The 22,421-nt window shown below is 40.9% G+C and carries 18 protein-coding genes; 10 read left to right on the top strand and 8 right to left on the bottom strand.

Annotated features, from left to right (window positions below; genetic code table 11):
• The first annotated feature begins 215 nt into the window (after positions 1–215).
• From B9A18_RS00285 to B9A18_RS00315, 7 genes are all read left to right on the top strand, one after another.
• Positions 216–1,421: an Nramp family divalent metal transporter gene (locus B9A18_RS00285; protein ID WP_084286670.1), complete on the top strand. Its 1,206-nt coding sequence runs from the start codon at positions 216–218 to the stop codon at positions 1,419–1,421.
• Positions 1,422–1,452: 31 nt separating this feature from the next.
• Positions 1,453–2,469, top strand: coding sequence for an NAD-dependent epimerase/dehydratase family protein (locus B9A18_RS00290; protein WP_084286671.1), 1,017 nt, complete (start codon positions 1,453–1,455; stop codon positions 2,467–2,469).
• Positions 2,470–2,472: 3 nt separating this feature from the next.
• Positions 2,473–3,543, top strand: a complete 1,071-nt coding sequence (locus tag B9A18_RS00295) for a dihydrodipicolinate synthase family protein (RefSeq protein ID WP_084286672.1) — start codon at positions 2,473–2,475, stop codon at positions 3,541–3,543.
• Positions 3,544–3,561: 18 nt separating this feature from the next.
• Entirely contained in the window at positions 3,562–5,055 is a 1,494-nt protein-coding gene (locus B9A18_RS00300; protein ID WP_200816287.1) for a PQQ-dependent sugar dehydrogenase, read from the top strand.
• 77 nt (positions 5,056–5,132) lie between these two features.
• Positions 5,133–6,029 carry an SPFH domain-containing protein gene (locus B9A18_RS00305; RefSeq protein WP_200816288.1) on the top strand — a complete coding sequence of 299 codons (897 nt, stop codon included), beginning with the start codon at positions 5,133–5,135 and terminating at the stop codon, positions 6,027–6,029.
• Positions 6,019–8,040 (top strand): transketolase, encoded by a 2,022-nt coding sequence (tkt, locus tag B9A18_RS00310; RefSeq protein ID WP_084287410.1) that lies wholly within the window; start codon positions 6,019–6,021, stop codon positions 8,038–8,040. Before B9A18_RS00305 ends, tkt begins: the two co-directional genes overlap by 11 nt.
• A gap of 14 nt (positions 8,041–8,054) precedes the next feature.
• Positions 8,055–9,083, top strand: coding sequence for a class I fructose-bisphosphate aldolase (locus B9A18_RS00315; protein ID WP_084286673.1), 1,029 nt, complete (start codon positions 8,055–8,057; stop codon positions 9,081–9,083).
• A 17-nt stretch (positions 9,084–9,100) separates the two neighbouring features.
• On the opposite strand, the gene B9A18_RS00320 is transcribed toward B9A18_RS00315, so the two are convergent.
• The 4 genes from B9A18_RS00320 to B9A18_RS00335 form a co-directional block, all read right to left on the bottom strand.
• Positions 9,101–10,648, bottom strand: a complete 1,548-nt coding sequence (locus B9A18_RS00320) for a sensor histidine kinase (protein WP_084286674.1) — start codon at positions 10,646–10,648, stop codon at positions 9,101–9,103.
• A 119-nt stretch (positions 10,649–10,767) separates the two neighbouring features.
• Complete coding sequence (locus tag B9A18_RS00325) at positions 10,768–11,877, bottom strand: lipase family protein (protein WP_084286675.1); 1,110 nt, start codon at positions 11,875–11,877, stop codon at positions 10,768–10,770.
• 23 nt (positions 11,878–11,900) lie between these two features.
• Positions 11,901–12,734 carry a hypothetical protein gene (locus B9A18_RS00330; RefSeq protein WP_084286676.1) on the bottom strand — a complete coding sequence of 278 codons (834 nt, stop codon included), beginning with the start codon at positions 12,732–12,734 and terminating at the stop codon, positions 11,901–11,903.
• Positions 12,731–13,618: a 1-aminocyclopropane-1-carboxylate deaminase/D-cysteine desulfhydrase gene (locus B9A18_RS00335; protein ID WP_084286677.1), complete on the bottom strand. Its 888-nt coding sequence runs from the start codon at positions 13,616–13,618 to the stop codon at positions 12,731–12,733. The genes B9A18_RS00330 and B9A18_RS00335 overlap by 4 nt, the downstream gene beginning before the upstream one ends.
• A 355-nt stretch (positions 13,619–13,973) precedes the next feature.
• On the opposite strand from B9A18_RS00335, the gene B9A18_RS00345 reads away from it, so the two are divergent.
• Both B9A18_RS00345 and B9A18_RS00350 read left to right on the top strand, forming a co-directional pair.
• On the top strand, positions 13,974–15,002 hold the full coding sequence (locus B9A18_RS00345; protein WP_084286679.1) for an RluA family pseudouridine synthase: 1,029 nt from the start codon (positions 13,974–13,976) through the stop codon (positions 15,000–15,002).
• An 18-nt stretch (positions 15,003–15,020) separates the two neighbouring features.
• Positions 15,021–15,860: an aminotransferase class IV gene (locus B9A18_RS00350; protein WP_084286680.1), complete on the top strand. Its 840-nt coding sequence runs from the start codon at positions 15,021–15,023 to the stop codon at positions 15,858–15,860.
• A 69-nt stretch (positions 15,861–15,929) separates the two neighbouring features.
• Here B9A18_RS00350 and fmt read toward each other — a convergent pair whose 3' ends face one another.
• The 3 genes from fmt to B9A18_RS00365 form a co-directional block, all read right to left on the bottom strand.
• A complete protein-coding gene (fmt, locus tag B9A18_RS00355; protein ID WP_084286681.1) occupies positions 15,930–16,838 on the bottom strand; it encodes a methionyl-tRNA formyltransferase in 909 nt (302 codons plus the stop codon).
• A gap of 245 nt (positions 16,839–17,083) precedes the next feature.
• A complete protein-coding gene (locus tag B9A18_RS00360) occupies positions 17,084–17,296 on the bottom strand; it encodes a hypothetical protein (protein ID WP_084287411.1) in 213 nt (70 codons plus the stop codon).
• Between the two features lie 32 nt (positions 17,297–17,328).
• On the bottom strand, positions 17,329–18,603 hold the full coding sequence (locus B9A18_RS00365) for an exo-beta-N-acetylmuramidase NamZ family protein (RefSeq protein WP_084286682.1): 1,275 nt from the start codon (positions 18,601–18,603) through the stop codon (positions 17,329–17,331).
• An 80-nt stretch (positions 18,604–18,683) separates the two neighbouring features.
• On the opposite strand from B9A18_RS00365, the gene B9A18_RS00370 reads away from it, so the two are divergent.
• Positions 18,684–19,904 (top strand): ABC transporter permease, encoded by a 1,221-nt coding sequence (locus B9A18_RS00370; protein WP_084286683.1) that lies wholly within the window; start codon positions 18,684–18,686, stop codon positions 19,902–19,904.
• Here the strand turns inward: B9A18_RS00370 and B9A18_RS00375 are convergent, their stop codons facing one another.
• Positions 19,905–22,313, bottom strand: a complete 2,409-nt coding sequence (locus tag B9A18_RS00375) for an alpha/beta hydrolase family protein (protein ID WP_084287412.1) — start codon at positions 22,311–22,313, stop codon at positions 19,905–19,907.
• Positions 22,314–22,421: the final 108 nt, after the last annotated feature.

The following is a 22,421-nucleotide window of genomic DNA, read 5'->3' on the forward strand; positions in this document are numbered from 1 at the left end:
GGTTTCTGGCTTTACCGGTATTTCTATTAGGTTTCTTAGGCGGTAAAACTATTTGAACTGTAATCCAGTGCTTTAAGTATGGTATTTATTTTTTAATATTGTTTTTTGTATACAAAAAAATAATATATTTGTATACATATGTTTTTCTGCTGATCAATGATTTGAATCTGAGAAATAGGAAAGCAGAGAATTTATAACATAGCGAATTAGGGTAAATGAAGAATTCTGTAAAAAAATGGTTGGTTTCACTTGGTCCCGGTATTGTCACTGCGGCTATTGTCTTTGGGCCCAGTAAAATTACGATCACCTCAAAAATGGGCGCAATGTACGGCTACAGTTTACTCTGGGTAGTGGTGGTTGCAATTTTCTTTATGATTGTTTTTACCTCTATTGGATCCAGGATTGGTATGGCTACTGATGATTCAATCTTAACTACTATTCGCAAAGAATATGGTAAATGGGTAGCTGGCTTAATGGGGGTTGGAATTTTTTTAGTTACCACTTCTTTTCAGGCTGGAAACTCTATTGGTATTGGTATTTCACTGTCTGAGGCTACAGGCACTCGGCCTGCTCCATGGATTATTCTTTTTAATCTAATAAGTATAGCATTGCTGTTTTTTCGCAACTTTTATCAAACACTGGAGCGCTTAATGATTGCCATTGTTGCTTTGATGCTATTTGCATTTTTGACTACCATGTTTCTGGTTAAGCCTGATATTTCGGGCATTTTCACAGGTTTTACTCCTTCCTTTCCACATGGCTCAACAGGTTTGGTCATTGCTTTTTCAGCTTCTTGTTTTTCTATTGTTGGCGCTTTTTATCAGGCTTATCTGATGCAGGCAAGGCAGAGAATCAATCCCGGTTCTGTATTGGAAAATAGCAAGGGTTTTATAGGAATGATCATCCTCGGTGTAATGAGTGCAGTGGTGATGATATGTGCGGCCGCGGTATTAAATAAGCAAGGTATTCCGGTAAACAAGGCGTCAGATATGGCTCTTGCCCTGGAGCCGCTTTTCGGTCATAATGCCTCATTGTTGTTTCTCGTAGGCTTATTTGGTGCGTCTTTCTCCTCGCTGGTAGGTAATGCAACTATAGGTGGTTCTTTGCTTTCTGATGGTTTTGGCTATGGGAGTCAGTTGGATTCAAAAGTGGTAAAGGGATTCATCGCATTGGTAATGGTTATAGGTAGTGTTGTTGCCGTAGGATATGAAAAACCACCATTAGAACTGATCATTTTTGCGCAGAGCATCACTATATTTTTAGTTCCTTTTATAGGTATTGCCATGTATACGCTTTCAAATAAGCGTAGCTTGATGGGAGAACATGTTAATACTCCATTTGCCAGGTATGCGGGCTTTGCCGGACTTTTGGTTCTTGCATTACTCGCTATATATAACTTTTACGAGTTGTTTTTGAAATAATGCTGTAAACGAACATAAACACACACACAATATGAGTAATTTAACCCTGTTAGAACAAGAGATACTGAAGCCCTCAGCGGCATTGGTTGAAGATGTCAGCCGTATTAAAGGCGATATCATGTTATTAGGTGTTGCCGGTAAAATGGGACCTTCGATGGCTCGTTTGGCGCGACAGGCAATTGATATTGCCGGAAGTGGTCAGCGTGTTATTGGCGTTTCCCGTTTTTCAGATCCTGCGTCACGTGCAGCACTTGAAGCATCAGGTGTGGAAACCATTGCTGCAGATTTGTTGAATGAAGCAGAGCTGGCTGCGCTTCCCGATGCGTCGAATGTGATCTATCTGGCAGGGCATAAATTTGGTACAACCGGTAAAGAGGCTTTTACCTGGGCAATGAATGCTTATTTGCCGGGCCGAGTGGCCGAGAAATATCGTAACTCCAATATCGTTGCTTTTTCTTCTGGGAATGTCTTGCCCTTTGTACCGGTTACATCTGGTGGGGTATCTGAAGAAACCAATCCTGAACCCATAGGTGAGTATGCACAATCTTGCCTGGGTAGAGAAAGGGTTTTTGAGTATTTTTCTCAAAAGAACAACACACCGATGTTAATTTACAGATTAAACTATGCTGTTGATTTCCGTTACGGCGTATTGGTAGAGATCGCAAAATCAGTACTTAGTGGTAAAGCGATCGACCTGCGTACTGAAAATGTGAACGTAATTTGGCAGGGCGATGCGAATGAAGTGGCCATCCGTTCATTATTACATTGTACAGCACCGGCAAAAATGCTAAATGTTACAGGGCCGGAAACATTGTCTACCAGATGGATTGCAGAACAGTTTGGAACCATCTTTAACAAACAGCCAAACTTTATTTATGAGAGTGCAGGTACTGCTTTGTTAAACAATGCTTCCGAATGTCACAGATTATTTGGTTACCCTAAAGTTACCGTAAGAGAAATTATTGAGCTCACCGCAACCTGGATGCAGGAAGGTGGTGAAGCATTAAATAAACCAACACATTTTCAGGAAAGATCAGGTAAATTTTAAGCTATGTCAACTCAATTATTATCTACAAAAAAGCAAGCTATTCTTCAGCAGGGAACAGTTATCCCGGCACATCCACTGGCCCTTAATGCCAGTCGTAATTTAAATGAAGCGAATCAGCGACAACTTACCCAATACTATCTTACTTCCGGTGCCGGTGGTGTAGCAGTAGGCGTACATAGTACCCAGTTTGCCATTCGAAATCCTGAAGTGAATTTATATGAAAAAGTACTGGCCCTCGCAGCGGAAGAAATCGTAAAGTCGGGGATTCAGGATAGCTTTATTAGTGTAGCGGGTATTTGTGGCGACACGCCTCAGGCTGTTCAGGAAGCAAAGATTGCGCTGCGTCATGGCTACGATATGGGCTTACTCAGTATGGGAAACTTACAGGATAAAACCGAGGCCCAGATTCTGGATCGCACCCGGGCAATAGCCGAAATTATGCCCGTGTTTGGGTTTTACCTGCAACCCAGTGTTGGTGGCCGGATTTTTTCTTATGATTTTTGGCTCCAGTTTGCAGATATAGAAAACGTTTTGGCCATTAAAGCCGCTCCGTTTAACCGCTATCAGACCCTGGATATGGTAAGGGCAGTATGTCATTCTAAAAGGAATGAAGAGATTACGCTTTATACAGGTAACGACGATAATATTGTTGCCGATCTGTTAACCAAATATGAGTTTGAAATAGGGGGACGAAAGATCACCAAAAGATTTGAGGGTGGTTTGCTGGGACATTGGGCAGTATGGACTCAAGCGGCTGTAAGGCTTTTCGAAGAGATTAAAGCTTGTCGTAATTCTGATTATAAAGATATGGCAGCCTTGTTGACAAAAGGTGTGGCTGTAACAGATATGAATGCTGCTATTTTTGATCCTGCGCATAGTTTTCATGGCTGTATCCCCGGTATTCACGAAGTATTAAGAAGACAGGGCTTGCTGGAAGGAATCTGGTGCCTTGATCCAAATGAAAAGCTATCAGATGGGCAGGCAGAAGAGATCAGTCGTGTTTGTAAGGCTTATCCGGAACTTACGGACGATGAGTTTGTAAGTTCATTTCTTGCAAAAAATATAACCGCGTAAATTAGAAACCAGGAAAAGATGATGCGTTTTATCAGAATTGTTGCTTTATTGCCTCTGGCAGGCTTGTTTATTCATTGCAATTCTTCCAAGCTTAGCAATCCGCCTGAACAACAGTTCCGGATAGGAGCGAGTACAGTTGGGATACAGTCGGTAGCGACGCATCTAAATGTGCCCTGGCAAATTGCATGGGGACCAGATCAGCAGATCTGGTATACGGAACAGTCGGGCAACATTAGCAAGGTAAATCCTGAGAACGGTAAAACTAAGCGGTTATTAACTGTTCCTGATGTTTTTCGCGACCGAACATCCGGCTTGTTAGGAATGACCTTGCATCCCGATATGAAAGCTCATCCTTATGTTTTTATCAATTATACTGGATATTCAAAAGAAAAGAACAAAGTCTCTAAAGTGGTTCGTTATACCTATAATGAGCTAAAAGATACACTGCTTAATCCTGTAGTTTTTCTGGAGTATCCAGCCTGGTCTTCGCACTTCGGTTCCCGCATTGTGATCGCACCGGATGGGATGGTGATGATCTCTACAGGAGATGGTGCTCAGGATGGTAATGCACAAAATATCAAATCTCCAAATGGGAAAGTGCTGCGGTATAATTTAGAGGGGAAGATTCCTGTTGATAATCCGGTTAAGGGGAATGCAGTATGGGCCTGGGGACTTCGTAATCCTCAGGGACTTGTATATGCTAATGGCAAGTTATATTGTTCCGACCATGGTGATGCTACTGATGATGAGGTTAACCTGATTCGCAAAGGAGCCAATTACGGATGGCCGTTTATAGAAGGTTTTGTAGATACTGAGAAGGAAAAACCCTTCGCCAAAGATGCTATAGTTATTGCTCCATTAAGATCATGGACGCCAACAATTGCACCGGCAGGGATGGCTTATTATTCATCTGATAAAATCCCAGAACTTAAAGGCAGCCTGCTCTTAACTACGTTAAAAGGAAATAGTCTGCATTCCTTAACTTTGAATACCACCGGAACTGGCATCACTAAAGAGCTGAATTACTTTGAAAAAACATTTGGCAGGCTGCGTTCCGTATGTGTTTCTCCTGCCGGGGATGTGTATGTAGCTACAAGTAACCGCGACTGGAATCCTAATGCTGCTCCGGCTAAAAATGACGACAGAATCATCCGGATTTATCGCCTGGATGCAAAACATGCTAATCCAACAGCAAAATCGGCTGTTATTGTGCATAAAAGTACTGCGGTGTTGAATAAGGGCGCACTGCTTTATACCAATTACTGTGCATCTTGCCATAAAGAGGACGGTAAGGGGATTGAAAATGCTTTTCCTGCCTTGTTAAAATCACCGGTAGTTGCCGGAGATAAAAATCAACTGATGCATACTGTGCTAAATGGTAAAAATGCAATGCCTAAATTTTCCTTTATTGAGGATAATGATCTGGCCGTTTTGCTTAGTTATGTCCGTAAACAGTTTGGGCCCGGAGCTGATGCTGTGTCCGCTGCTGATATAAAATCTGCAAAGAAGTAGTCTTAAAACAATTCTCTGATTCCCTATGTTTTAGCTAACAGAATCCTCTATTGGATAGGCTTAAACAATTAAAAAAAATGGGAACAGAAACCTTAATGACCCTCGCTATTATAATCGTATTATTCTTCATGGGGGTAAAAATAGTTCGGCCAACGCATAGAGGGCTGATCGAAAGGCTCGGAAAATACACGAAGTTTGCTCAGCCCGGCTTTCACTGGATTATTCCCTTTATCGATAAAATGTATGTGATCAACATCACTGAACAGATGGTAGATGCACAGCCACAGGAAATTATAACCAACGATAACCTGAACGCCAGCGTGGATGCGCAGGTTTATTTCAGGGTAATGGAAAATGAAGAAAGTGTGAAAAGTTCGCTGTACAATGTGAACAACTACAAATTACAAATTGTAAATCTTGCCCGTACCACGCTGAGGAATATTATAGGCACCCTTACTTTAAGGTCGGCAAATAGCGAAAGGGGAAAAATCAACGCTGAATTACACAATACCTTAAGAAATGAAACTGCAACCTGGGGAATTGTAATTGTGCGTACAGAATTAAAAGAGATCGATCCGCCTAAAGATGTACAGGAGACCATGAATAAAGTCGTAAAAGCAGAAAATGAGAAGATAGCAGCTATCGATTATGCAACGGCAACGGAAACAGCGGCAGATGGAGTGAAACGCGCAAAGATCAAAGAAGCAGAAGGATCAAGACAGGCAAAAATTCTGCATGCTGAAGGTGATGCTGAGGCCATTAAGCTGGTGAATGATGCGGCTAACGAGTACTTTATAGGCAATGCACAATTGTTAAGAAAGTTAGAAATGGTTGAGAATTCATTAAGGTCTAATGCTAAAATTGTGATCCCAACCGGTTCAGAACTGGTAAATGTTATTGGTGAAATGGCCGGAATATTTCCAGTGGACCTAAAGAAAGGCAGGGAACGTGAAAAACTATCAAATGAAGATTGATCCTATCCAGCAGCTGTGTATCAATACCGTTCGTGTATTGTCTATTGATGCTGTTCAAAGGGCAAATTCAGGACATCCTGGAACACCAATGGGGCTAGCGCCCATTGGTCATGTTTTGTGGACTGAAAGCATGACTTACAACCCAAAAAATCCGGAATGGGCAAATCGCGACCGTTTTATATTGTCTGCCGGACATGCTTGCATGTTACAATATAGCTTTTTGTATTTAACGGGCTACGATATTACCATGAATGATATGAAGTCTTTCAGGCAATTACACAGCAAAACTGCCGGACACCCGGAGTATGGATTGTTGGCTGGGATCGAAGTAACCACAGGGCCATTGGGACAAGGTTTTGCCAATGGAATAGGCTTTGCAATTGCCCAAAAACATATGGCTAGACGTTACAATAAACCTGGTTTTGATTTGTTTGATTATAAAATTTATGCCATCTGCAGTGATGGAGATATGATGGAAGGCGTCAGTTCTGAAGCCGCTTCTATCGCAGGGCATCTGCAACTGGGCAATATCATTTACCTATACGATGATAACCACATTACGATTGAAGGAAATACAGAGCTGGCCTTTGATGAAGATGTAGCACAACGCTTTGAAGCCTATGGTTGGCATGTACAGGTGTTGCCGGATGGAAATGATATTGATGCGCTTTCAGCAGCCATTAAAAATGCCCAAAAAGAAACTAAACGTCCTTCATTGATTAAGGTGCGGACCCATATTGGTTATGGTAGTCCGAATAAAATGGATACAGCAGCTGCTCATGGTGCCCCATTAGGCGAAGATGAGGTGAAGCTGGTGAAGAAAAATCTTGGCTTTGATCCAGACAAGCACTTTGAAGTGTCGCCTGAGGTTCAGCGTTATTATCGTGAAGCAGGGAAGAGAGGGATTAAAAAAGAGCAGGAATGGAATGAATTGTATAAGCGCTACAAAGAAAAGCATACAGCGTTGGCCAGTGAATATGAATTAATAAGCAGTGGTAAACTGCCTGAAGGATGGAAAGAGAAATTGCCGGTTTTTAAAGCTGGGGAAGAAAAAATAGCAACCCGTAAAGCATCAGGGAAAGTGCTGAATGCGATTGCTGGTGATCTACCTAATTTGATGGGCGGTTCTGCTGATCTTTCGCCTTCCACTGATACTGACCTGAAAGCGTATGAATCATTTTCTTCAGGACACTACAGCGGCCGTATTTTTCATTTCGGAGTTAGGGAACATGCTATGGGAGCCATATTGAATGGAATGGCACTAAGTAAATGCATTATTCCTTACGGCGCTACATTTCTTATATTTTCAGATTATATGCGGCCGCCTATTCGGCTGGCAGCGATCATGAAAATCCGGCCAATATTTATTTACACGCACGATAGTATAGCTTTGGGAGAAGATGGTACCACCCATCAACCTGTAGAGCAGCTGATCGGTTTAAGGTCGGTCCCTAATTTAACGGTGATCCGTCCGGCGGATGCAAATGAAACTGCCCAGGCATGGCGGGTAGCACTCGAGCATTCCGGTGGTCCGGTCGCCCTGATTTTAACCAGGCAGGAACTGCCGGTTATTGACCAGGAAAAATATACCAAAGCGACTAAACTTGAAAAGGGAGCCTATATACTTTCAGAATCTGAAAAACCAGCACAGATTATACTGATAGGTACAGGCTCGGAAGTTCAGTTGTTATTAAATGCTCAGCAACAATTGAAAGCCAAAAATGTTGCAGCAAGGGTGATCAGTATGCCTTCCTGGGAATTGTTCGAAAAGCAAGATGACGTTTACAAAGAAAAGATCTTTCCAAAAGCTTTAAGAAAACGATTGGCCGTAGAAGCAGGATCTCCATTGGGTTGGCATAAATATGTAACCGATGAGGGCGATGTAATTGGCATCAATAAATTTGGCGAATCTGCTCCTGGTGAAGAAGTGTGGGAAGAATATGGCTTTACTGCAGAAAATGTGGTAAAAAGAGCAATGGCATTACTGGAGGAACTTAAATCCTCCGTTTAATTATACACATCGTTATGTACACATTGGAACTTAAAAATATCGCTGAAAGGCTTATGGCCGACGATAAAGGATTGTTAGCAATGGATGAAAGTCTGGGAACCTGTAACAAAAGGTTCAAAGCATTGGGGATACCGGAAACAGAAGAATTCAGACGAAAGTATCGGGAATTGATAGTGACTACGCCCAATTTGGAAGAAAGCATCAGTGGTGCAATTCTTTTTGAGGAAACGCTTTATCAAAAAACAGAAACCGGCACCTCCTTTCTGGATATACTGGAGCATAAAGGAATTATTTCAGGAATAAAAGTCGATAAGGGAGTTGTTTTATTACCGAAATTTCCAGGCGAGAAGATCGCAGAAGGGCTGGATGGAATGCGTGAACGGTTAGCGGGCTATTATGAGCTGGGTTTACGGTTCGCCAAGTTTCGCGCAGTTATTGCCATTGATGAGGGAATTCCTACAAAAACCTGCATAAAAGCGAATGCTTTTACCCTGGGGAGGTACGCTGCGCTTTGTCAGGAAGCCGGAATTGTGCCTGTTGTAGAGCCTGAAGTGCTTATGGATGGGGATCATAGCATTCAACGATGTGCCGAGGTTACACGGGATGTATTGAAGGCAGTTTTTAATGAATTGTACGAACAACGGGTTTCGCTGGAAGGAATGATCCTAAAGCCGAATATGATTTTGCCGGGATTGGCCTGTTCAGATCAGCGCGATACAGAGGAAATCGCCGCAGAGACCATCACTTCTTTTCTTAGAGTAGTTCCTGCTGCTGTAGGAGGTATTGCATTCCTTTCCGGTGGACAAGCTTATCAGCTTGCTTCGGAACGTTTAAATATGATGCAGCATAGGTACGGACAATTGATGCCATGGCCTTTAACGTTTTCTTTTTCAAGGGCCATACAGCAGCCAGCTCTGGATATCTGGAAAGGGGAAGACAAGAATAAGGAGGCTGCCCAGGAAATGTTGTACCATCGTGCCGCTTGTAATAGCGCCGCCCGCAGGGCAGAATATAGCGCGGCAATGGAGCAAATTAAGGCCTAATAACCCGATGAGCTGATTTACCTCCGCTTAAAGTGAATTTTAAAAGTGGTACCCTTGTCCACTTCGCTTTCCACGTAAACCTTTCCGCCCATTGCTTCTATCTGGTTTTTGGTGATAAATAAGCCTATTCCCCGGGCGTCTTTATTACCGTGGAAAGTTTTATACATACCGAACATTTTATCTCTGTTGAGGTTTAAATCGATGCCCAGGCCATTATCTTGTATACTTAAAATCACTAAATTATCTTTTGTTTCGGCTGAGAGTTTAATCACGGGTTTTCGTTCTTTAGCGTGATACTTGATAGAATTGGTTAAAAAATTAAGTAAGATACTATCCAGGTAGGCGGGGACTGCGCTGATGATAATATTTTTCTCTACCTCGTTGATACATTTCACTCTTTCAGCCTTTAATAGCGCCTCAATACTTCCAATGGCCCCATTTATGGCTTTGCCAAGGTTGACTTCCGTTAAGTTTTCATGCGTTGTGGTATTTACGGCAACCACTTCATTCAGGTGGCCAACGGTTTCCTGAAGATTGGTGGCTGCATGGCGAAACATCTTGAACAATTCATTTCTGGAATGTTCATCTGTATCAGTCTCTATAAAACTAAGCAGCATGGTAAGGTTTCCGGAATGGGAGCGGAGGTTATGGGAAACAATATGTGCAAAATTGAGTAGTCGTCTGTTTTGGTCGTTGGTTACAGCTAAAACAGATTTAACTTCAATTTCAGCCTCTTTGATTTTACTGATGTCTGTGATTTGTGAGATAAAGTGAAGTGGTTTTCCATAGCTATCTTTTACAATAGATACTGCTAAAATGGCCCAAACGATCTGGCCGTTTTTATGAAAGTACCTCTTTTCCATCTGGTAAGATTCTCTTTTTCCTTCAAGGGCCTCATTCACCAGGTTTAAATCTTTATCCAGGTCATCAGGGTGGGTAATGTCCTGAAAGGCAAGTTTTATCAATTCTGATGAGGTGTATCCGAGAATTTCAGATAAGCTGTTGTTAATGCGAAGCCATTTTCCTTTTAAACTTACAATAGCCATTCCTATCGCTGCATTTTCAAAAGCCCGTTGAAATCTCTCTTCACTGATCCTGAATCTTTCATTCAGATATTGAAACTCCTGTGCTAAATCAATAGGCTTATTAAGTTGTTTGACTCTCCGGCGGCCATGAGCGGGGATAGCCTGTTTAATGGCAATGAACAAACCTGATGGATTGCCATCTTTGTTTTCGGTAATAAGTCCTGTGCAAATGGTTTGTAACACAGAGCCATCAAAATGTCGATAAGACACATGATATTGAGCCGCGGGGTCGAAATCTTTACCATCCAGATTTTCTATTAGTTTTTGCAGCTCATCTTCCTGAATAATTGATTCGCGTTTGGTTATTTTGTCCGATACATCATAACCTAAAGTTTGTTTGCATTCTGGGTTTGTCCAAATTTGCTGAATATCTTCTAAATTACAATACCAGAATCCCTTTGGTGGTGAATCAATAATGAAATTCAGAAGTCGGTCGTTTGTTTTTATCAGTTGATAAAAATCATTTTTCAGCGTTCCCATAAAATATCTATATCCCTGATTGTCTGGCTTATTGACTAAGCACTACATTGTATTAATTTACGAATTATAAGTAGTATTTTTCAATTGCTAATTGAAATTTTTATTACAAGGGTGTGGTGCTATAAACTGTCCGGTAGCTTTTCCGCCAAACGTAAATAAGGAGGGTGCAAATGATGAACAAAAGAAGTGCTCGGATTATCCGGATACACTTTGTAATAGTCCTCATCCGCAAGTAATAAAACCATATTTCCTGTCCTCACATAGTTACTGCTGTCGAAATATTTAGGCGGCGTATAACCCGGAATTTGTTCCTTTACCATTTTAGAGGTAAACGTACCCAGGTATTTTTGATAATTTCTTTGTGCTCTTCTGGTAGGTTTATCTAAACGATTGAAAGCATACCTCATGGCCAGGTTCTTAGGGAAAGGCATTTTGCTAATTGTTGCTTTCACGTTTGTAAAAGGATTCGTTGCGTTAAAATCATTAAGGGTTTGGACAGACATCGGTGTTTCGGGAACCCAATCGGCAGAGTTAACCATGTTGTAGGCCCAATTGCGTGTGGTAGCTTCATAATCGTAGGCGAAAAATAAGTTTCCGGGTTTAGGAGCTGCGGTGCAATAGGTTTTAAAACGGATATCGGCTGGCACCTGGTTCTGTTGTTGCAAATTGTATAAGTAGGCCGTTAGCAGGTAAGCAATGGCACCACCCTGACTATGTCCCGTAATGATCACCTCTTTGATACCTTGTTTATAGCAGGAGTCAATTTTATGAAGAATGCCTTTCGACATAAAGGCGAGACTGATCATCCAGCCGGTATGAACTGCTGCTTTCGGGTTCGCGGCAAGCTGGTATTTGAACGTATCTGTTTTTGATATCTGCAACTCACCCGTTGCAGGTATCATAGCGGCATAAAAATTGGCCAGCCAGCTGACCGTATTTTGAGTTGTACCTCTTAAACTGATCACGGCAGTTGAACTCAATGTATCATTTGGCTTTCCTACCCACAAATCCCAGCGATTATCCAGTCCCGTTACGGGAGACCGGTAGTCCATTTTATAGTGTACAGGTTCAGGAAAGGTTTTTACATAATCCCCCTCTCCAAAGCGGGAAGATATTTTCAACATTTCTATACATTCGGCTTTGTTGAAGCCTGGTTTAAGTAGCTGTGCATAACTGGATCCGAAAATCAGGATGGATAAAAAAGCAGTTAAATAAATGGTCTTTTTCATTTCTTTAGTTTAAGCTGTATTTGTTATTTTCCTTTCAGCCAGGTTTTCATCCGTTTAAAAAAATCTTTTTTTAAGGGCTTAGGCTTGCCATCGTGAGTTACCTGATGGGTATAGTTATATTGGAGTTGCTGCGTGTATGCAGATAAATGCGGTGCCGATTTAAGTTCTTCTAAAAAAGGGACAACATTATGGTTGAGGGTTGCATTGAGAGAAATCCCCTGATATTCACTCCTCACTACTTCAGCTGCATTTTTATTGATGGCCGGGCTGCCATTTTCAGCAAAGTAATCCATATGGAAAATCTCAGGGTCCAGCTTCCTTAGTCTTTTGGTTCCCTTTCTTTCGTTTCTCCATGGGTGTTCATTGGCCATTAATTGTTGTTTTAAAAAGGCCTTGTCCCATAGTGATACCTGGTGCGACATTAAGAAGTCACTTTCTTTATTATTTAAAACGGAGACATTGAAGCCTTTAATGAACATATCTGTGCTGTTTGTTTTAAAAACAGGTGATGAGTTGAGTTTAACCAAGGGCCATTTATTTGCTAAAACTAAATCGAAAAGTTGGGTAAATACTTCTTCATCTACGGGTTTGCTTAGCCACATGTCTTCCTGAAAATAGATCACGTAGTCTTCGTCAATCTGATCAAGCAAATTTGAAAGACGGTTGGTCCATTCTCCCTTACCTGATTTGATATTTTTAAAATGCTTAAAGTCAACCGATTTCTCTTCAGTTGCAAAATAATAATTTACCGGGATTTCAAAATCCCAATATTTTGAAAAAAAATACTCAAAACCTTTAAACAGCAATTCGTATCTATCGCAGGCATGTACAATTACTGCTATTTTATTTTTTATCATATTTCGTTAAATCGGTCCTTCATGCCTAGTAATCCAAGGAGGCCTCCGGTATGTAAAGCTACTATTTTGTCTGTGGGTTTAAAATACCTATCCGTGTACAGGCTATCAATTGCATAAAACATTTTTGCCGTATACACCGGATCGATCAGCATACCTTCTGCTGCGGTAAATTTCTTGATGAAATCAATTAATACGGGAGTGGTTTTCGCATAACCTCCAAAATGAAAATTGGTATGAAGTACCAGCTGATCATTGCGGCCTGTATATTTTAGAATTTCATCCGCAATAAAATCTCCCCCCTTTAAAACAGGAATAACATGTAAGGTGGTTTTTAGTCCGTGTTGATAGATGCCACTTAATAAACCAGCTGCAGTGGTCCCTGTTCCGGCAGCACAAAACAAATGATCGATGTCATTGGGTAATTCGGCAATGATTTCAGCGCATCCTTTTACGGCTTCGGCACTGGCCCCACCTTCATCAACGAAAAAAGCATTGCTATCTTCTGAAAAATACTTCTCAAATAATGATGCTTTGTGTTTATAACTTAGTCTGTCGGTAAAAATCAACTTCATGCCGTATAGTTTACATAACAGTAGCATTTCGTTATTCACACACGCTATTTTCTCTCCACGTACAAAAGCCGTACATTTTAAACCTTTTCTTGAGCAGGCAGCAGCCGTTGCCACGAGGTGATTGGAGTAGGCGCCACCAAAGGTTACCAAATGGTTTTTTTGTTGTTCGCTGGCAGCGGCTAAGATATATTTAAGCTTGCGCCATTTGTTCCCAGAAATATATGGATCAATTAAATCATCTCTCTTTACGAAAATCTGATTCTCAGAAAAATGCTTTAACTGCTGCAGTGGACTGTATATATCTGTAAACATCGCTACAAATATAGAGGCCTTTTGCTTTTAGCTGTTAATGTTTGAAATAAATCTTTTTAATCAGATAAGGGAAGAAATTGAGGATGATGATTACGTTTTGAGTAAAATTTTTCATAAGCGTGGTTTTTGTTTTTTCATTAATTATGAAGTAGTTATGCGCTTATCTGCAGGTTGTATAGCAGGTGAGTTTATAACGGTTTCGTTAATTCTGTGTTAGGTATACAGTGATGGTTAACAAAAAGCAGACCAATTCTTTTAAATATGTAATTGTTAAAGGTTAGTTTTGTAGAATGGAACCTGCAAAGCTAAAAGCTGCTGCAAGCTCCATTACCGAATAAATAAGAATAGAAATTAAATGGAAAACATTACCGAACCGGAATTAGAGGAGCAGGATTTATATGAGCATTTTAATATTGTTGTAGATAAAGGACAATCTTTGCTGCGCGTCGACAAGTTTTTGATGCAGCGCATGGAAAATGCGTCGCGTAACCGTATACAAAATGCAATTGATGCCGGGAATGTACTGGTTAATCAGAAAACGGTTAAACCGAGTTATAAGGTAAAACCTTTGGATGAAATATCCATTGTATTTCCACATCCACCCCGTGATACTGAAGTTTATCCGGAAGATATTCCTCTTGATATTGTATATGAAGATGAAGACCTCCTGGTAGTCAACAAGGTTGCCGGAATGGTGGTGCACCCGGGTTTTAATAACTATACAGGAACCCTGGTTAACGCACTTGCTTTCCATTTTGAGCAATTGCCACAGCTACCGGGCAACGAAGGACGCCCGGGTTTGGTGCATCGTATTGATAAAGATACCTCTGGATTGCTGCTGATCAGTAAGAACGAGATTACAATGACTAAACTGGCAAAACAGTTTTTCGACCATAGCATTACCCGTAAATATGTAGCCCTGGCATGGGGAGATATTGAGGATAATGGTACTGTTACCGGCTATATTGGTCGTAGTGCAAAGAACAGAATTGTGATGGATGTTTATGATGATGAAGAAAAAGGTAAGTGGTCGGTAACACATTATAAGGTGTTAGAACGTTTAGGTTATGTAACCCTAATTAGTTGTCAGCTTGAAACTGGCCGTACACATCAAATCAGAGCACATATGCAACATATTGGTCACCCTTTATTTAACGATGCCAATTACGGTGGAGATAAAATATTAAAAGGCACTACCTTTAATAAGTACAAGCAATTTGTACAGAATTGTTTTGGAATTTTGCCACGTCAGGCGCTTCACGCACAAACTTTAGGATTTATTCATCCGCGTACTAAAAAGTATATGGAATTTGAAGCACCTTTGCCTTCCGATTTCGATTCGGCATTGAATAAATGGAGAAATTACATTGTACAACCAAGTTAAGGCCCTCGCCAATCATAAATGCAACACGAATATATTTTACATAATGACGAGTTTGTTCTCGTTAATCACCCGATTCTAACGGCTGGTAACCGTGGATTCAAATATGGCGACGGACTCTTTGAGACGATGCGCATGTGCAACGGCAAGCTTAAATTTGCCGAGCTACATGCGGACCGGTTAAGGGCGGGAATGGTAGCCCTTAAAATGGAAGGCAGTGCCTTGCTCGATGAGTATTTTTTGAAGCAAAAGACTGCAGAACTTTGCAAAAAGAATAAATTAAAGGAGAATGTACGCTTTAGACTGTCGGTTTACAGAGCAGGCGATGGATTATATACCCCTAACAGTAACAAGGCAGGCTATGTTTTAGAAGCTTCGGCATTGGAAGAAAGCAATTATGAACTCAATAAGAAAGGATTGATTATTGATGTTTTTGATGAATTGACGAAACCGGTAAACAGTCTTTCCAACTATAAAACAAGTAATGCTTTGTTGTATGTGATGGCTGGGTTGTATAAAAAACAGCACAGACTTGATGACGCTTTCATTCTAAACCAGCATGGCTTTTTATGTGAAAGTATCAGTTCCAATATTTTCGTGGTGTACGACAAAAAGATTTATACCCCCGCATTATCAGAAGGCTGTGTAGCCGGAGTGATGCGTAATGTAGTGATGGGGATGGCCCGATCGCACGATATTGAGGTGATTGAGGCGCAGATTAATCCTGAAATTTTAAAAGCAGCAGAAGAGATATTCATAACCAATGCCATCAGTGGAATCCGCTGGGTAATGGGATATGGTCGCAAGCGTTATTTTAATGAGATCACTAAGCTCTTAAGTGCTAAGCTAAATACCTTATAATTCCTGCGGAAACTATTAACGATAAAGAATGATAAGCGGGCAAGAGAAATTGTCCGCTTATCCTATTGGTTATAGTCGCATACCTCTTAAAAACTCTTCAACTTTCATGCGTTTCTTACCTTCGTACTGCAAATCGGTAACTTTAATGAAACCATCTTTTGCAGCGAATTTTAGGTAGCTTTTGCCATCGGATAAAAAGGCTCCTGGAGAAATACCCGGTTCATTCTCTTCAAATTCAGCTTTAAAAACCTTAAGTGTTTTATCGTTTAATTTGGTGAAAGCAGTAGGATATGGGCTTAATCCGCGGATCAGGTTATAGATGCTACTCCCTGGCTGATTCCAATCAATTAAGCAGTGTTCTTTAAATATTTTTGGGGCATGCTTAAGTTCGTCACTTTGAATTTGTGGTTGTTCTTTGTAATCTCCCGCTTCAATTGCCTTCACTGTCTTTACCAGTAAACCTGCACCAACGTTCATCAGGTTATCATGTAAATCTCCAGCCGTATCATCAGCTGCAATTTTTACTTTTTCAGCAAAGATGATGTCACCAGTATCAATTTCATGTTTCAAAAAGAAGGTGGTTACGCCACTTTCCTTTTCGCCATTGATGATAGCATGGTTAATAGGGGCAGCTCCACGATATTGAGGCAATAAGGATCCATGTAGATTGATGGTGCCTTTAGGGGGCATGTTCCATACCATTTCAGGTAACATCCTGAATGCTACCACTACATGAAGATCTGCATTTAAAGCCTTTAATTCTTCAATAAATACAGGGTCTTTAAGCTTTAAAGGTTGTAGTACTTTCAGCCCTTTTGATATTGCATACTGCTTAACTGCACTTTCCTGTAGTTTTTGACCACGACCTGCAGGCTTATCAGCAGCGGTAACCACACCAACAACATTAAACCCAGCCTCAACTAAAGCACTTAAAGAAGCAACTGCAAAATCGGGCGTACCCATAAAAACTATATTCATACCTGTCTGTTTGTTTAACAACAGCAAAATAACTAAAAATTTAACGCATATTTTATTCAATGTATACAGCCCAGCCCTTAGATGACCTTAAAGATAGTGGCCTGGTTTATTCAACAGATAGCCAGCCAGGCATATACAGGAAGGGGCAGTCCGGAAAGTTTTATTATGTAGATAAGGACGGCAAGCGGATTATGAAAAAGTGCTGATGCAGTTTTTAAGCGCAACCCAAAAGAATAAATTGTAACTTATTCTTTTGGGGCTTTTTTTATTGGATGTACCGGTTGCTCATCCTCTTCGCGCTGTTTAGCAGGGTTCTTGAAATTGGGCTCTATACCCTTGTAGACTTCATCCTCCGGTTTTTTTACCACTTTATCACCTTCAGGAACCTTATCTTTCGGAATTTCTTCCTGATAGTTACTACCTGGGGTATCGCTTTTCTTTTTAGGCTGGTTTTTCATATCCATTTGTTTATAAATAACCAATTAGTTACTTATGGATACAACAAATACTTTTTACGCATTGTTTTGTATTTGCTCAATCCCGGCTCCCAGCTTGCCCTGATTTCTTTTTCCGATTTCCCGGCAATGATCTGTTTCCTGAAATCAGCAACTCCAATAAGTCTTTCAATCACTCCCATTTGCTTGCTTAGCTTAGAATTAAAGAAGTCGCCTTTGTTTGGCGAAGCTTTATACAGTTCAATGATCCAGCCCAGGTTAATCTGTTTCGTTTTTCTAAAATTGGAAACATCATAATTTCTTAAGTCTAAACCATAACAAACCTGGTTCATGAATAGCGGTGTTTCTGCCATTCCTTTAATGCTTACAGGGGTGAATGAAAAGCTATACTTGCCTTTTAAAGCCGGTGCTCCCACTACAGTAAAGGGGAATTGGGTACCACGACCATGGTTTAAATAAGTGCCTTCAAACAAGCATGTAGAAGGGTATAACAAGATAGATTGGGCTGTATTCAGATTAGGGGAAGGCTTTACAGGCAATTCATAAGGCATGTCATGTGTATAATTTGCTACCTTGATGATCTTGATCCTGCACTTCAGTTTATTATCCAGCCAGCCTTCACCATTTAGCATTTGTGCATATTCACCTACGGTTAAACCATGTACAATTGGAATGGGTTTTAAGCCAATACCTGATTTGAATTGCGGGTCTAGTATTGGTCCGTCAATATAAAATCCATTGGGGTTGGGTCTGTCCAGGATCAGTACTTCTTTATTATGCTCAGCACAAGCTTCCATTACATGTTGCAATGTATTGATGTAGGTATAAAAGCGTACACCAACATCCTGAATGTCGAATACCATCACATCTACATCAGCGAGGTCTTCTTTTGTCGGAATTGAATGCTTGCCATATAAGGAAACGGCCTTGATGCCTGTTTTTTTATCCACATCATCATCAACATGTATCCCGGCACTGGCATCTCCTCTAAAACCATGTTCAGGACCAAAAATCTTAACAATATTTACCTCTAGTTTCAACAGACTATCTACCGTAGTTTCTTTACCAATAATTGAGGTCGGGTTAACCACCATGCCCACGCGTTTCCCTTTTAAATAGGGTACATAGAGGTCGGTTTGTTCTGCCCCTGTAATTAATTTTTCTTGCCTGGGTTTATCAATATCTTCAGCCTTTATCTTATATGGATTTGGAACGGCTGGATTAAAGGCTACAGAAGCGGAAGGACCGCAGGCCAGTAGTACAGATGAAAGAAGTAAAGCCTGGAAGAGTTGTGTTAAGGATTGTGCCATTTAAGAACCTTTTTAATTTTAAATACTTTAAATCGAAATCAAATAACCATTTTTGCTAAGTTACCATTTATTGCAGAAGGTTGAATACAGAATATTTCATAGCAGGGCGGATAGCCATAAAATCAGAGCGTACTTTTTCTAAGCTTATTGTTCGGATAGCGATAGCAGGCGTGATGCTTAGTCTGGCCGTGATGATGCTTTCTGTGGCCATTATAAAAGGATTTAAAACAGAAATACAAGAAAAGGTAAGAGGTTACATCGGTGATGTAAGGATATTTAAGCATGGCTTAAACAATTCCTTTGAACTGACTCCCTTTGTCCCCGAAAAGGAAACCATAGCTCAGCTAAAAAATAATCCAGAGGTCGAGTTCTATCAACCATATGCAACCAAGCCAGCAATTATTTCAGCCAATAATGAGATTGAAGGGATTAATTTTAAAGGGATAGATAAGACTTTTAACTGGGATTATATCCGTAAACACCTGGTAAGCGGTGATGTGATCGACTTTACCGATAGTGTTAAGGCGACCAAGCAGATCCTCATTTCCCAGTTCACTGCTAACCGATTGAAATTAAAGGTGGGTGATGATTTTATCATGTATTTTGTACAAAATCCTCCAAGAAAACGTCCCTTTAAAATTGTGGGGATATATGATATTGGTGTTGAAGAGATTGATAAGGGCTTTGTAATCGGCGACCTGAATATTATCAGAAGGCTGAATAACTGGAAACCTGATGAAATCGGAGGTATTGAGATCAGGATCAAGGATTTTGCTAAGTTAAAGGCCGTTTCTGATGGTATTTATGAAAATATGGAGCTGAAGTTAAAGTCAGAATCGGTTTCTGAATACTTTCCGGCCATATTTACCTGGCTTTCCTTGTTGGATGTCAACACAAAAGTACTGTTGGTGCTGATGATGGTAGTAGGAGTAATCAATATGGTAACGGCTTTGCTGATTATGATTCTTGAACGAACCAATATGATCGGAATTCTGAAAGCGTTTGGTATGTCGGACTATAGCGTAATGAAAATATTTCTGTACAACGCTTTATACCTGGTTGGTCTGGGCTTATTGCTTGGTAATATATTGGGACTGGGATTAGGCTTTTTGCAGCAGTACACGCACATCTATAAGCTAGATCAGTCGTCCTATTACTTATCTTATGTGCCGGTCGAAATTCACTTTGCTGACGTACTCGTTTTAAACCTTGCTACCATAGTTATTTGCTTTATGGTACTTATCCTGCCTTCCATGTTGGTCAGCAGAATAAGCCCTTTAAAAGCAATCAGGTTTAAATAATTATTTGGCTTTCTTAACGTAAGTGTCAAGCCAGCTATTCATTTCCCATAACATATGAAGCAGGTTCTCTTTACCCGCATAACTATGAGATTCGTATGGTAAAAATACAAACCGTGTAGTTCCTCCATGTCCTTTTATGGCATTGAATAATCTTTCACTGTTTATTGGGAATGTGCCCGGATTGTTATCCGAATCCCCATGGATTAGCAATAAAGGTGTTTTAATTTTGTCGGCATAGCTGAATGGACTCATTTCATAGTACAACTGTGGAACCTCCCAATAGGTGCGCTCTTCATTTTGAAATCCAAAAGGAGTGAGGGTTCTGTTGTAAGCACCACTGCGAGCAAGCCCCGCTTTAAACAAATTGGTATGCGCTAGTAAGTTTGAGGTCATGAAAGCCCCATAGCTATGTCCACCAACGGCCATACGGTTTCTATCACCTACACCCAGATCTACCAGTTTGTTAATTGCTGCTTCGGCATTCAGTTTTAACTGGTTTACAAAAGTATCATTTGGTTTCTTCCCATCTACTGCTACAATAGGCATTTCGGCATTATCCAGTACAGCATATCCCTGAGTTACCCAATAAATAGGTGAAGCCCAGCTGATGGTCGTAAAGCGATCTTTGGAGCCCCTGATTTGTGCTGCATCGGTAGCAGAGTTGAATTCACGTGGGTAAGCCCATAGGAGTACCGGAAGGGGGCCATCTTTGACTTTGTCGTAGCCTTTAGGTAGGTATAAGTCGCCTGTTAAGTCTACACCATCAGCGCGTTTGTAAGTGACCTTTTCTTTGCTAACACCTTCCAATGAAGGATATGGATTACTGAAGTTGGTGATTTGTCTGTCAGCTAGCCTAAGTACTAAATTCTTAATGAAATAATTGGGCATATCTTTCTGCGATTCTTTTCGCGTCAAGAGCACAAGCTTATTGGCATCTAATACATCGATCACCTGCTCGAAATTTCCTTCAGCACTGCGCCAGATGATTTCGTTCTTTTTCGTATTCAGGTCAAATTTAGCCAGAAAGGGTAAGTCGCCTTTTGGAGAAGATCCCGTTGTATTGTTCATCAACATTTTTGTACCATTGTCCAGCAACTGAATTACCTGCCTGCCGTACTTGTTTTTGGTGGTCGTTGGACTTCCAGGATCACCATAAGCATCGGTTTGGTTGCGTTCAAACAAAGTTTCAAGGCTACCTGTAGTGGGGTTATACCTGCTTACTTTTACGGTTTGTTTGCTACGCAGGCCTTCTTGTACCAGAGCTAGTGTAGCGTCGGCCCAGCTGATTCCGCGATAGCGCGTCTGTGTTTTGAATAGTTCTTTGGCTTCACCTGTAAAAGGGGCACTTAATGCATAAACGGCATCATGGTAATCAACTTTCGACTTAATCAGTCCGCTATCTAAAGGCTTTGCCCAGATCAAAGTTGCAGGCTCATCATCGCGCCATTCGAAACCCCTTTGTACATTCTGTGTATTGTCATAGCCGGAAGGTGTGCCTTCAGTAGAAGGCAGTTGCACAATTTCTTTGACAAGTTTACCATTCAGGTCGGTTACCGCCAGCGTAGATGGAAAACCATTGGCTGAAACCAGGTAAGAGAATGGTTTCCTGATAGTTTTTACCAGCAGGTAGCTTTTATCCGGTGATGGACTTATGCCAGCATAAATAGCTGGTTTTGCAATTGGAGTTTCTACTCCATTGGTATTTTTTACCAGTTGAGAGGTAGCAAAGAATTGAAACAATTGCTCATCGTATGGTGATTTGATCAGATCCTGATAAGTAGGGCTTGGCGCGGCCTTGCCCAGGTTCTGCTGTACAGTTGGTCCTTTTGGCATTAAAGGCTTTGCCGGAGCCGTACTGGCCGGTTTGGTTGCTACACGGTAAAGTAGGGTGGTGTTGTTTAACCAGGTGATGCCGCTGCCCAATACGGTGTTTAGAAATTGTTTGTTGATTTTTGTAGCTTTTGCAGTGGCTACATCCAAGAGGTAAAGGTCTACACCTTTTTGAGTAGTATGAGTGAACGAAATCTTTTTCTGGTCGGGGCTCCAGCTGATGTTTCCTGCATATAAAGGCATCGGTAATCCGGTTACGTTTTTGCTTATGCCGGATTTGATATTTTTAAGACTTAAGGTATTGATGTAAACCTGTCGACTTGGTGCGTAATTATTGGGGTTGATGCGCAGCCCGGCAATGCGGTATTCAGGCATGGCTAGTTCTTCGACTGATGCGTAAGAGTTTCGCCCGCTTAACAACATCCATTCTGCTTTGCTGTCAATGCTAATCGCCGGGGTTGGTTTGGCCAGAAGTAAATCGGCCATTTCTTTAGCCGGTGTTTGGTAATCAACAGCATCCTGTGCATAAAGGCTAATGCTGCCTGTAAGGAGTAATAAATTAAGTAGGATTTTTTTCATATTGCTTCCAGAAATTAGAAGCAATAAATATGTTACTTTTTTTTCTAACATCCTAATCAAGGTGATAATCAGTATTTCAAACGCTTTGTACTGTGTTTTTTAAACTAT

Origin of the sequence: Pedobacter nyackensis (assembly GCF_900176505.1) — a bacterium.
Classification (GTDB): Bacteria; Bacteroidota; Bacteroidia; order Sphingobacteriales; family Sphingobacteriaceae; genus Pedobacter; species Pedobacter nyackensis.

Bases quoted from the DNA above. Each gene is read 5' to 3' on its own strand.
- B9A18_RS00330 (WP_084286676.1), bottom strand. From the start codon at position 12,734: ATGATAAAAAATAAAATAGCAGTAATTGTACATGCCTGCGATAGATAC.
- B9A18_RS00290 (WP_084286671.1), top strand. From the start codon at position 1,453: ATGAGTAATTTAACCCTGTTAGAACAAGAGATACTGAAGCCCTCAGCG.
- tkt (WP_084287410.1), top strand. From the start codon at position 6,019: ATGAAGATTGATCCTATCCAGCAGCTGTGTATCAATACCGTTCGTGTA.
- B9A18_RS00365 (WP_084286682.1), bottom strand. From the start codon at position 18,603: ATGGCACAATCCTTAACACAACTCTTCCAGGCTTTACTTCTTTCATCT.
- B9A18_RS00375 (WP_084287412.1), bottom strand. From the start codon at position 22,313: ATGAAAAAAATCCTACTTAATTTATTACTCCTTACAGGCAGCATTAGC.
- B9A18_RS00305 (WP_200816288.1), top strand. From the start codon at position 5,133: ATGGGAACAGAAACCTTAATGACCCTCGCTATTATAATCGTATTATTC.
- B9A18_RS00345 (WP_084286679.1), top strand. From the start codon at position 13,974: ATGGAAAACATTACCGAACCGGAATTAGAGGAGCAGGATTTATATGAG.
- B9A18_RS00315 (WP_084286673.1), top strand. From the start codon at position 8,055: ATGTACACATTGGAACTTAAAAATATCGCTGAAAGGCTTATGGCCGAC.
- B9A18_RS00320 (WP_084286674.1), bottom strand. From the start codon at position 10,648: ATGGGAACGCTGAAAAATGATTTTTATCAACTGATAAAAACAAACGAC.
- B9A18_RS00285 (WP_084286670.1), top strand. From the start codon at position 216: ATGAAGAATTCTGTAAAAAAATGGTTGGTTTCACTTGGTCCCGGTATT.
- B9A18_RS00295 (WP_084286672.1), top strand. From the start codon at position 2,473: ATGTCAACTCAATTATTATCTACAAAAAAGCAAGCTATTCTTCAGCAG.
- B9A18_RS00335 (WP_084286677.1), bottom strand. From the start codon at position 13,618: ATGTTTACAGATATATACAGTCCACTGCAGCAGTTAAAGCATTTTTCT.
- fmt (WP_084286681.1), bottom strand. From the start codon at position 16,838: ATGAATATAGTTTTTATGGGTACGCCCGATTTTGCAGTTGCTTCTTTA.
- B9A18_RS00300 (WP_200816287.1), top strand. From the start codon at position 3,562: ATGATGCGTTTTATCAGAATTGTTGCTTTATTGCCTCTGGCAGGCTTG.
- B9A18_RS00325 (WP_084286675.1), bottom strand. From the start codon at position 11,877: ATGAAAAAGACCATTTATTTAACTGCTTTTTTATCCATCCTGATTTTC.
- B9A18_RS00360 (WP_084287411.1), bottom strand. From the start codon at position 17,296: ATGAAAAACCAGCCTAAAAAGAAAAGCGATACCCCAGGTAGTAACTAT.
- B9A18_RS00350 (WP_084286680.1), top strand. From the start codon at position 15,021: ATGCAACACGAATATATTTTACATAATGACGAGTTTGTTCTCGTTAAT.